Annotated in this window: 5 protein-coding genes; 4 read left to right on the top strand and 1 reads right to left on the bottom strand. The window is 39.1% G+C overall.

Features of this window, described 5'->3' with window-relative positions:
* Window positions 1-113 precede the first annotated feature (113 nt).
* Entirely contained in the window at window positions 114-4,922 is a 4,809-nt protein-coding gene (locus AAFQ93_RS00200) for an endo-beta-N-acetylglucosaminidase (protein WP_375555317.1), read from the top strand.
* Window positions 4,923-5,160: 238 nt separating this feature from the next.
* Window positions 5,161-6,360: a phosphoglycerate kinase gene (locus AAFQ93_RS00195; protein WP_001096781.1), complete on the top strand. Its 1,200-nt coding sequence runs from the start codon at window positions 5,161-5,163 to the stop codon at window positions 6,358-6,360.
* A 313-nt stretch (window positions 6,361-6,673) separates the two neighbouring features.
* Here the strand turns inward: AAFQ93_RS00195 and AAFQ93_RS00190 are convergent, their stop codons facing one another.
* On the bottom strand, window positions 6,674-7,021 hold the full coding sequence (locus tag AAFQ93_RS00190; RefSeq protein ID WP_371620973.1) for a helix-turn-helix domain-containing protein: 348 nt from the start codon (window positions 7,019-7,021) through the stop codon (window positions 6,674-6,676).
* A gap of 206 nt (window positions 7,022-7,227) precedes the next feature.
* Between AAFQ93_RS00190 and AAFQ93_RS00185 the strand changes: the two genes are divergently transcribed.
* Together AAFQ93_RS00185 and AAFQ93_RS00180 are read left to right on the top strand one after the other, a co-directional pair.
* Window positions 7,228-10,734: an LPXTG cell wall anchor domain-containing protein gene (locus tag AAFQ93_RS00185; RefSeq protein ID WP_375555316.1), complete on the top strand. Its 3,507-nt coding sequence runs from the start codon at window positions 7,228-7,230 to the stop codon at window positions 10,732-10,734.
* A gap of 3 nt (window positions 10,735-10,737) precedes the next feature.
* On the top strand, window positions 10,738-11,379 hold the full coding sequence (locus AAFQ93_RS00180; protein ID WP_371620971.1) for a hypothetical protein: 642 nt from the start codon (window positions 10,738-10,740) through the stop codon (window positions 11,377-11,379).
* Window positions 11,380-11,484: the final 105 nt, after the last annotated feature.

The raw sequence follows: 11,484 nt of genomic DNA, 5'->3' as shown, positions 1-11,484 counted from the left end.
TTTCTAAATATCGTAAAATAAAAATGACCTGTTCTGTGTATTTTTGGAACAGCTACTTTTTTAATTCAAAAATAAAGCGCTTACTTTTTTATAGAAAGTCAAAGGAGAAAAAGATGAAGAATCCATTTTTTGAAAAACATTGTCGCTATAGTATTCGGAAATTGTCAGTGGGTGCCTGCTCATTGATGATTGGTTCAGTTCTATTTGCAGGTCCAGCTTTGGCTGAAGAGTCTGTCGTTCCAGAAAATGGGGCAACAACTACAGCAGTAGCTTCAGAGCAACCGTCAACCACTACTCCAGCAGAAGCAACCACACCAGCACCAGAAGTATTGAAGGAGCTAGAAGCTACGGAAGATAAGACAAGCGAGCAGCCTGTTTCAGAAGAGAAACCAAGTTTGGATCAATTGACTGCAGCTGATAAGGAAGCAACTAATCCAGTTGCTGAAACACCTAAGGCTGAAGAAACGCCTGCAACTACAGAAAATAAGGCTGAAGAGAAAGCAACTGTTTCAGATGTTCCTAAGAAAGAAGAAAAAAGTCTTCGACCAAAAGAAATTAAGTTTGATACCTGGGAAGACCTGTTGAAATGGGAACCAGGTGCCCGTGAAGATGATGCCATTAACCGCTCTTCAGTAGAATTGGCTAAGCGTTACCGTGGTCATGTCATCAATGAAAAAGCCAATAAGGATGCCAAAGTCGAAGCCCTTGCTAATACTAACTCTAAGGCTAAAGACCACGCTTCTGTAGGGGGTGAAGAGTTTAAAGCCTATGCTTTTGACTACTGGCAATACCTAAATTCTATGGTCTTCTGGGAAGGGCTAGTCCCAACTCCAGACGTGATTGATGCTGGTCACCGTAATGGTGTTCCTGTATTGGGTACCTTATTCTTTAACTGGTCAAATAGCATTGCAGACCAAGAAAAATTTGCTGCAGCCCTTCAACAAGACGAAGACGGAACTTTCCCTATCGCTCGTAAGTTGGTTGATTTGGCTAAATACTACGGCTTTGATGGTTACTTTATCAACCAAGAAACAACAGGTGATATCGTAACGCCTCTTGGTAAGAAAATGCGTGACTTCATGCTTTATACCAAGGAATATGCAGCTCAAGTTAATCATCCAGTCAAATATTCTTGGTATGACGCCATGACCTATGAATATGGTCGTTATCATGAAGATGGACTTGGTGAATACAATTACCAATTCATGGAAAAAGAGGGAGACAAGGTTCCTGCGGATCATTTCTTTGCCAACTTTAACTGGACCAAAGAGAAAAATGATTACTCTGTAACTATGGCAAAATGGCTTGGACGTAGTCAGTATGATGTTTTTGCAGGTTTGGAATTGCAACAAGGTGGTTCCTACAAGACAAAAGTGAAATGGGATGCCCTTCTAGATGAAAATGGCAAGCTCCGCTTATCACTTGGACTCTTTGCTCCTGATACTATCACGAGTCTTGGTAAGACAGGCGAAGACTATCATAAGAATGAAAACATCTTCTTTACAGGTTATCAAGGAGATCCAACTGGTCAAAAACCAGATGACAAGGACTGGTACGGGATTGCTAACCTAGTAGCTGACCGCACACCAGCAGTAGGCCGTACCTTTACAACATCCTTTAACACAGGACATGGTAAAAAGTGGTTTGTAGACGGTAAAGTTTCTAAGGATTCTGAATGGAACTATCGTTCTGTATCAGGTATCTTGCCTACATGGCGTTGGTGGCAAACATCTTCAGCTGCTAAACTCCAAGCTGACTATGACTTTGAAGATGCCTACAATGGCGGAAATTCACTCAAATTTGCAGGTGATTTAGCCGAAAATACCAACCAAGACGTTCGTCTCTACTCTACAAAACTGGAAGTGACGGATAAAACAAAACTTCGTGTTGCCCATAAGGGTGGTAAGGGAAGCAAGGTTTATGTAGAATTTGCGACTCAGAAAAACTATACTTATGGTGGTGAGAATGCTCGTAAAGAACTGACTCTATCCGACGATTGGACAAAAGACGAATTTGACTTGAGTGCCTTGGCAGGTCAGACCATTTACGGTATCAAACTTACTTTCGAAAATACTGCTGCTCTTAAGGATTACCAATTCAATTTGGGTGAGTTGACTGTGTCAGATAATCAAGAGGCACCTCAAGCACCAACAGCTCTTAAAGTAGCCAAACAATCTCTGAAAAATGCTCAAGAAGCGGAAGCCGTTGTTCAATTTACAGGTAACAAGGATGCTGACTTCTATGAAGTTTATGAGAAGGATGGCGATACTTGGCGTCTATTGACAGGCTCGTCTGCCACTACGATATACCTACCAAAAGTTAGCCGTTCAGCTAGTGCAACTGGTACTAGTCAAGAGTTGAAGGTTGTCGCAGTTGGGAAGAATGGACTTCGCTCTGAAGCAGCAACTACAAACTTCGAGTGGGGAATGACTGTCCAAGATACAAGCCTTCCAAGACCATTAGCAGCAAACATCGTTCCAGGAGCGACTGTTATCGGAAGTACCTTCCCAAATACAGAAGGTGGCGAAGGCATCGAAGGAATGTTGAATGGTACCATCACCAGCCTATCTGACAAATGGTCTTCTGCTCAGTTGAGTGGTAGCGTTGATATCCGTTTGACACAACCACGCCGTGTTGTTAGATGGGTCATGGACCACGCAGGAGCTGGTGGAGAGTCTGTTAATGATGGCTTGATGAACACCAAAGACTTTGACCTCTACTATAAGGATGAAGCTGGAGAATGGAAACTAGCTAAAGCTGTTCGTGGTAATAAAGCCCATGTTTCAGATATCACCCTTGATAGCCCAATCACTGCGCAAGAATGGCGCTTGAACGTCATCACGTCTGACAATGGAACACCATGGAAAGCCATTCGTATCTACAACTGGAAGATGTATGAAACTCTTGATACAGAAAGCCAAAACATTCCAATGAGTAAAGTTGCAGCGCGTGTTCTAACAGACAATAAGGTTCAGCTCGGCTTCTCAGAAGTTCCTGCTGGGGCAACCATCACAGTCTATGACAAGGCAGATTCACAAACTCCAATCGCTACCTTAAATACAGCAGTTGGAGGGGATTTGGCGACAGAACCATTGAGCTTTGAAAAACGTCCAAGTCTTCTTTACTACCGAACACAATTGCCAGGGAAAGAAATCAGTAATACTCTTGCTGTGACGATTCCTCAGGATGAAAGAAAGGTTAAGGCTGTCAGTCTAGAAGTAGCACCTAAAAAGGCAACTTATCAAGTTGGTGAGGAATTGAATCTTAAAGGTGGTCTTCTCCGTGTCAAATACGAAGGTGAAGAAGCAGATGAAGTCATCAACCTTAGTCATGCAGGAGTTACTGTTAATGGCTACGATGCTCACCATCATGGCGAACAAGAGTTAACAGTAACCTATCTTGGTCTTCCAGTTGCAGGTAGCTTTAAGGTTCAAGTCACTGGTGAAGAAACTGGTCCAAAAGAAGTCGCAGCCGTGTATATTAGCAAGCAACCGAAAATTGATTACTTGGTAGGCGATGCTCTAGACTTATCAGAAGGACGTTTCAAGGTCTTGTATGATGATGAGACGGAGACTGAACATAGCTTTACAGACCAAGGAGTCGAAATTACAGGCTATGATTCTCAAAAAACAGGCCGTCAAAAACTTCAGTTGCACTATCAAGGACAAACTGTCGACTTTGATGTTCTAGTATCACCTAAGGCAGCCATTAACGACGAATATCTGAAACAAGAAATCACATCTGCTCAAGGACGCAAAGAAACAATAGCTTATACATTTGCTGATGCCGAAAAACAAGCAGCTCTTGCTGAGAAGCTTGATGCAGCGAAAGCTATCTTAGAAAACCACGATGCTAGTCAAGAAGCAGTCAACCAGGCCTTGAATGACTTGAAACAAGCTGGTACTGAATTGGATGGCAATCAACGTTATCAAACTGCTAGAGAAGAATTGGAGAGCTTGCTCGAATCCGTCATTGAAAAAGATCCTCAATCTGAGTTGATTACGGAAGCTGAAGCTTTGTTATCTTCACAAACGCCAACTCCAGAAGCATTTGCCAACCTCAAGGAAGAACTCAATAAAAAACTCCTTGTTAAAGAAAGCCATCATGTGGGTAGCTTAGAAGAAGGTGAAACTGCGCCAACAGTTGAAGCACTACCTGAATTAGTGGTTGAAACAGAAACTCAAGCCTTCGAACGCCAAGAACGTCCAGTAGGAGATCTCTTGTTGGGTGAACGTCGTATTGTTCAGGTAGGTGTAGAAGGGCAGACTCGTCGTCTGATTGAAGTAGATGTCAAAGGTAACCGTACTCTTCTTAAAACAGAAGTAGTCAAGGAAGCAGTTGCAGAAATCACTGAAGTTGGTACGAAGGTAGAAAGCCGTGTTCAACCGCTAGACGGTCCAAAAGTCTTAGAAGTTAAGAAACCAAGCTTAGTTGTGGAAGAAGAAGTTCTTGCATATGGACATGAAGAAAGAGTAAATCCTAGCCTCCCATTAGGAGAACGACGCTTGGTTCAAGTAGGAGTTGCAGGTCTTCGTAGAAACCTTGTAGAGATTGATGCTGAAGGACATCGCAGTCTTAAGGGAACGGAAGTTCTCAAGGAAGCCGTAACTGAGATTGTTGAAGTCGGTACAAAAGTAGTTAAAGTACCAGGTGACAGACCAGTTACACCTGCTCCAGCGACTCAAGATACTAAGAAGGAAACTACAAAAACAGAACCTAAGACTGAAACATCCGTTTCGCCAGTTCAAGCAAGCCAAGCAGCGAAGCAAGAACCAGCAAAAACAGAAGTACAAGTTGAAAAAACTGAAGGAAAACAACTTCCAAGTACAGGTACAGAAGTAGATGCAAACCTAGTAGCTCTTGGCCTAGCTGGAGTTTTAAGTGGCTTTGGTTTGCTAGCTCAAAAGAAAAAAGAAGAGTAAGATAGAGAGTGTATCTAACACTGACTTCATATTAATAAAAAAGATTTGACTTTTAAAAGTCAAATCTTTTTGTATAGGGGGGGAGAATAAAAATGGTAGAGTATTCTGTCGTAGTTACAAGCACTGTCCTGAATTAATCGAGAAAAATTGTTGTGGATAAAAGTTTAAGGTTTTGCTATCTCTTTTATTGATTTTGTGATATAATTAACACGTAAAAAAAATTAAGGAGTCTTTCCAAATGGCAAAATTGACTGTTAAAGACGTTGAGTTGAAAGGGAAAAAAGTTCTCGTTCGTGTTGACTTCAACGTTCCTGTAAAAGATGGCGTGATTACTAATGACAACCGTATCACTGCAGCTCTTCCAACTATCAAGTACATCCTTGAACAAGGTGGACGCGCAATCCTCTTCTCTCACCTTGGACGTGTAAAAGAAGAAGCAGACAAAGCTGGTAAATCACTTGCTCCTGTAGCTGCTGACTTGGCTGCTAAATTGGGTCAAGAAGTTACTTTCCTTCCAGGTGTAACTCGTGGTGCTGAATTGGAAGCAGCTATCAACGCTCTTGAAGATGGACAAGTTCTTTTGGTTGAAAACACTCGTTTTGAAGATGTTGACGGTAAGAAAGAATCTAAAAACGATCCTGAACTTGGTAAATACTGGGCATCACTTGGAGATGGTATCTTCGTAAACGATGCATTCGGTACAGCTCATCGTGCACACGCATCTAACGTTGGTATCTCAGCAAACGTTGAAAAAGCAGTTGCTGGATTCCTTCTTGAAAACGAAATTGCTTACATCCAAGAAGCAGTTGAAGCTCCAGAACGTCCATTCGTGGCTATCCTTGGTGGTTCAAAAGTTTCAGACAAGATCGGTGTTATCGAAAACTTGCTTGAAAAAGCTGATAAAGTTCTTATCGGTGGTGGGATGACTTACACATTCTACAAAGCACAAGGTATCGAAATCGGTAACTCACTTGTAGAAGAAGACAAATTGGATGTCGCTAAAGCTCTTCTTGAAAAAGCAAACGGCAAATTGATCTTGCCAGTTGACTCAAAAGAAGCGAACGCATTTGCTGACTACACTGAAGTGAAAGACACTGAAGGTGAAGCAGTTGACCCAGGTTTCCTTGGTCTTGACATCGGTCCAAAATCTATCGCTAAATTTGACGAAGCTTTGACTGGTGCTAAAACAGTTGTATGGAACGGACCTATGGGTGTATTTGAAAACCCTGACTTCCAAGCTGGTACAATCGGTGTGATGGACGCTATCGTGAAACAACCAGGCGTTAAATCAATCATCGGTGGTGGTGACTCAGCTGCCGCAGCTATCAACCTTGGTCGTGCAGACAAGTTCTCATGGATCTCTACTGGTGGTGGAGCATCAATGGAACTTCTTGAAGGTAAAGTATTGCCAGGTTTGGCTGCACTTACAGAAAAATAATTTCAGCCCGTTAGTCTCTACAAAATCCTGATTTTGTAGAAAAAGGAACAAAACTGAAACGTTAACGAAAAGGTGGCTCTGTCACCTTTTTGTGTTAGTGGATGTATTTGTGACGCGGTGGTGGAGCATCAGAACTCCTTGATACTGAACAATGGCAAAAGTTAGTGATTTTTAACAATTGTTGATGTTGATGATAGAAAATTAACTTTCGACTGATACAAGGCGACGAAGCGTTATTCGTATCACAACAAAACTGCATAATATAAGGAAAGAAAATTGAACGAATGAAAAAATGACCGCTAGGATTCAAATCTTAGCGGTTTGGTTTTTCTTTCACGGTTTTTATTAGTAATTGGAAGGCTTCTAATAGCTGTTCTTGACTCGTTTGTGGAAGTTGAGTTAATTGGTCAACTAATAACTCTAGATGTGGATTCTTTTGGGTTATACGGCTTTCAAATAGCTCTGATGGTGTGATATTAAGAGCTGTGATAATCTTTTCAAGTGTATCAATCTTTATATTTGAACCCTTTGTTTCAAGGTTGGAAATATAATCTATACCCACACCAGCCTTTTCACTGAGCTTTTGTTGACTTAATCTTTTTTCTTTGCGAATGGTACGAATTTTTTGACCGATATATTTTTTTAATTGAATAGGTTCCATGTTTTACCTCGTTTATCTACCATAATACAAGGAATAAAAGTAGAAAATAACCAGTGTGCAAACAAATATTTACAAAAATATTGTCTATAAACTAAAATTGTGTTAAAATACTGGTATAAAACATGTAAAATTGCATGATATACTACGTATACCATGGTTTGACTTAACAGTCAAACCAATCCTATTAGCCATTAAAGGAGAAATTGATGAAAAAATTGCAAACCCTCACAACTTCAACAGCTATTGCGCTTGCATCAGTTGGTGCGCCTGCATTTGCTCAAGAAGCTCAAGCAACACCAGTACCTGCTGACACTGCTGTTAATGAACCTGCACTTGTTGCTAAGTCACAAGTGAAACCACTTGAAAAGAGCCAAGTTCCTGCGCCTTCTACAGTGAAACCTGCTCTTGACGCACAAAAAGCTGTTGTGAAAGAAGCTGAAGCTAAGATTGACACAGCTAAAGCTGATGTAAAAGAAAAAGAAGCTACTGTTGCTTCAACTGAAACAGAAGTAGCTAATGCAAATCACGCTGTTATTGTAGCTGAAGCGAATGCAGCTGAAGCAACACCTAAACAGATTTTTGAAACAAAACAAACTCAAGCTAAGAACCTTGAAGCACAGACTGCTAACCAAGAAGCAACTGAAACTACAAATGAACAAATCAAAACTGAGACTACTGTTCTTGCTGAAAAGCAATCAGACGTGGCAATAGCTAAAGAAAATCTTGACCAAGCCGAAAAAGATGTCCAAACAGCTGAACAAGCCGTTGCAAATGCAGAATCTGCACTTGACGGAAGTGGACTTGCAACTGCTGAAAAAGACTTGAAAGAAGCTCAAAAAGGCGTTAAAGACACTGAAGCTACAGTCACTGAAGCTGAAACTGCTTTTGCAACAGCAAAAAAAGCTGATGAAGCACGTGAAGATGCTATCAAATCAGCTGAAACTGATGTAAATACTAAAAATGATGCTGTCAAATTAGCTAAAGAAAAATTAGCAACAGCTAATGAACATGCTGAATCAGTAGAAGCTAAATTGCAATCAGCTCAAGATGAATTGAAAAAAGCTCAAGATGCGTTAAAAAATATTGGCAAACCAACAAATATCTATGAAGCTATCAATGCTGAAATTGTAGATAAATCAGGTACTATTTACTTCAAAGATAAAACTTTTGATCTTACAGCTAAAATGAACGAGTTCAGAAGATTAATAAAAGAAGATAAAAATGTTGAAGCTCAAAAATACGCTGAAGAAAATCTACTTAGTAGTATGTTGAATCTTTATATTGACGATACTTCACAACAATTCATCAAAGCTCTAATTGGAGATGAAGCGTTTAACAAGACATACAATTTACAAAATGGTAAATTAATCTTGTCAAGAGAAGATTATAAAGCACTAAACATCGCATTCGCATCTCAACTAAATGCTTTTCGCAAAATCAGTGGGCTAGAGCCAATAAATAAAGTTACAGAAAATAGTATTGATTTGGGAATGAAAGCTATTGATGCTTGGAATGATTTTGCTAACAAACCTGAAAACGTAAATAAATATGGTTCTGAACTAGGTCATAATGGATTTTCAAATGTTCAAAAAGCTACAGGCGCATTTACAGAAAATATTTATCCTATGGCTGGATTTAAGAAAAGTAGCATGACATTTACAGAATTGAACACTTTATTTGTGTATCACATGTTAGGTTTTGCTTTTAAAGATGCTCATTCTAATTGGGGACATTATTTTAACCTTCTATCTGGAGATAACGTTCATATGGGGTTATACCAAAATAGGTCTGATTCAACAGAAGCTGGAGGTGCATATTTTACCCATTCATTTCCTAATGCAAAAGCTAACGATACGATTATTTATAGTCAATATGGGGCAATTAAATTATCTAAAATTGAACATTCATTAGCTGAGTATAACAGTAAGGTTGCTGAACTTATTAATTACGCTGTTAACCATCCGCAATATATTTATCTACTCCAAGAATATAACAACTATTATGCTGCTATTCAAAATGAGTATCGTAGAACAAATGTAATTGATCCCCAAAAACAGGCTCAACTCGATGGTAAAGCGAAGGAGTTGGATGATTATGAAAAAGAACATAAAGTTCCAAGCATCGATTTCACAGGTTCATCTGGGGGATTCACTGTTAGGGAAACTTTTAAATTAAGACATATCGCCCCTTTCAATAGTTGGAGTGTGAGCTGGCTTAAGAAAAATGATGATGGTACTTTTAAATATCAGTCAAGTTCAACAGATGATTTTTCGGGAACTTTAGACGATTATAAAAAAATCATGACCATTAAGGTTGATAATTTAGTCAAAAGCAAGTTGAGCTCAATGCAAGAACAAATTGCTGAAACAAAACAGCTATACGCACCATTTTTTGAAAAATTATCTCAAGCTGAGATAAAAAATAATGTTAACCAACTTCAAGCTAAAGTAATCAAATCCCAATCAAACCTTGAACAAGCAACTACAGCTTTAGAAAATGCTAAAAAAGCTTTGACAAAAGCTTCAACTGATTACGCAAGCGCACTCAGCTTGAAAACTGAAGCTGAAAAAGTCTTGGCTGACGCAATGGCTACGCCACTCCAAGCCCAAGTTGCAGAAAACAACCTACGTTTGGCAAACATTGCTCTTGAAAATGCTAAGAAACGTGAAGCTCAAGCAAGTGAAGCAGTCGCTAACTTCTCAGCAAGTCTAGCTGACAAGAAAGCTACTCTTCTTAAAGCTCAAGATGCACTTAAATCAGCTAAAGTAAAACAAACAATTGCGTCACAAGCTCTTGACATTGCTTCAGCGAACCTTGAAGACCAAGAAACTAAACTAGACAACTTGAATAAACAAGTTACTAAACTTCTTGCTGAAAAAGATGCTCTTGTTAAAGAAGCTAAAGAATTGGCTGAACAATTGCAAGCATATTTGGACGCACCTGTTGCTCTAGCAAATGCGAAACAAGCTCGAACAGCTGTTAGTGTCAAATTAGAACTCGCTAAATCTGACCTAGAAACGGCACAATCTAAGCTTGAAAACTTGTTGACTGCACAAAAAGCTGAAGAAGCTAAACTTGCAGAACTTGAAGCAACATATGCTAAACTTGTTGACCTTGCAGAGAAAGCTCAAGAAAACGTTGTTGCAACACTTCCTGACGGTACAGTAATCGCTGTCCCTAAAGTCGCACCAACCGTTGCAACACTTCCTGAGTTGAATCTTGATGCACTTGTTAAGGAAGATGCGAAAGATAGCACCGTTAAAACACTTCCTGACGGAACAATCGTTGCTGTTCCTAAAGATGCACCAGTTGCTGAAGAACTTCCTACTGTCAATGTTGACAAATTGAAGAAAGCTCTTGATGCAGGTAAAGAAGTTACATTGGATGCTCAAGGGAATGTTGTTGTACGTGAAACAAAACTAGCTACTGATGAAAAACCAGTTAACGTTGATCGTCCACAAGCCGATAATGATAAATCAAATAAAGATTATGCAAGTGATAAAAACGTTACTATCGATAATAAAGGAAATGTTATTGTCAAAGGTCAAACTTACACAAGTCAGCAACAAGCATCAAGCAAGTCGACTTATTCACGAGTAGAACGTGCAAAAACATTGCCAAATACTGGAACGAAAGAAAGTAACTTAACATTATTTGTTTTAGCAATTCTATCAGGGCTAGGAATAGCATTAAAAAGAAGACAAGGAAAATAAAAAATGGGATTATTTACAGACTCACTAAAAGTTAGCTCTGGCTTAACACTAGGGCATGCGGCGACAAAAATAGGTATTCAGAAAACATTGTCAGCAGCTGAGGAGAGAGCAGCTACAAAGTTTAAAAATTATCAAGCTAGATTTTTTGACCCTATTGTACGTGAAGATTTGTGTCATTTAGAAGTCGATGGTCATTTAAGAGCTAAAAGCTATCCTTTCCCTGAAAAAGCTAGTGTAATAAATATTTCAGTTTTGCAAAAGGATATTCAACATCTAACGAAAGAATTTAATACTGAGAAATTAGTAAACTTTATTAAAAGACATCCATTATTTACAGTTTTTATTATTTGGCTATTAAGTGTACCAATTGGTTTGTCAGATATTGGTACAGTGCTAAGTTTTTCAGCAATTGTTTTTGTTGTAAGATTAATATTTATACGACCTAAAAAATTTGAAAAACTATTGATAGAAGATGCTAAACAATACTGGAAAGTTAGAGAGTATGTAAGACATGCTTTAGAGATGGGAGAATTAACACAACAAGAAAGTCTAAGAAAATTATTAAATGCTAGACTGGTACAACGTTTCCCAGACACAATTGAAGAAATTGAAGCACATGCATTTAATTATAAGCATGGATTGTAAAGGAGAACTCAGCTTCTCCTTTTTTTGCGTTCTTTTAAAGTTTGGGAGTATCGAGGGATAATTGGACAGAATCCAAAAAAAACAGTAAAATAGAGGAATACCAAT

The organism is Streptococcus nidrosiense (genome assembly GCF_042140045.1).
GTDB classification, from domain to species: Bacteria; Bacillota; Bacilli; order Lactobacillales; family Streptococcaceae; genus Streptococcus; species Streptococcus nidrosiense.
Note: the sequence above shows the minus strand (reverse complement) of the source record. Positions and strands in the feature narration are given on the sequence as shown.

Coding starts and splice junctions, on each gene's coding strand:
- AAFQ93_RS00200 (WP_375555317.1), top strand. CDS start 114: ATGAAGAATCCATTTTTTGAAAAACATTGTCGCTATAGTATTCGGAAA.
- AAFQ93_RS00190 (WP_371620973.1), bottom strand. CDS start 7,021: ATGGAACCTATTCAATTAAAAAAATATATCGGTCAAAAAATTCGTACC.
- AAFQ93_RS00180 (WP_371620971.1), top strand. CDS start 10,738: ATGGGATTATTTACAGACTCACTAAAAGTTAGCTCTGGCTTAACACTA.
- AAFQ93_RS00195 (WP_001096781.1), top strand. CDS start 5,161: ATGGCAAAATTGACTGTTAAAGACGTTGAGTTGAAAGGGAAAAAAGTT.
- AAFQ93_RS00185 (WP_375555316.1), top strand. CDS start 7,228: ATGAAAAAATTGCAAACCCTCACAACTTCAACAGCTATTGCGCTTGCA.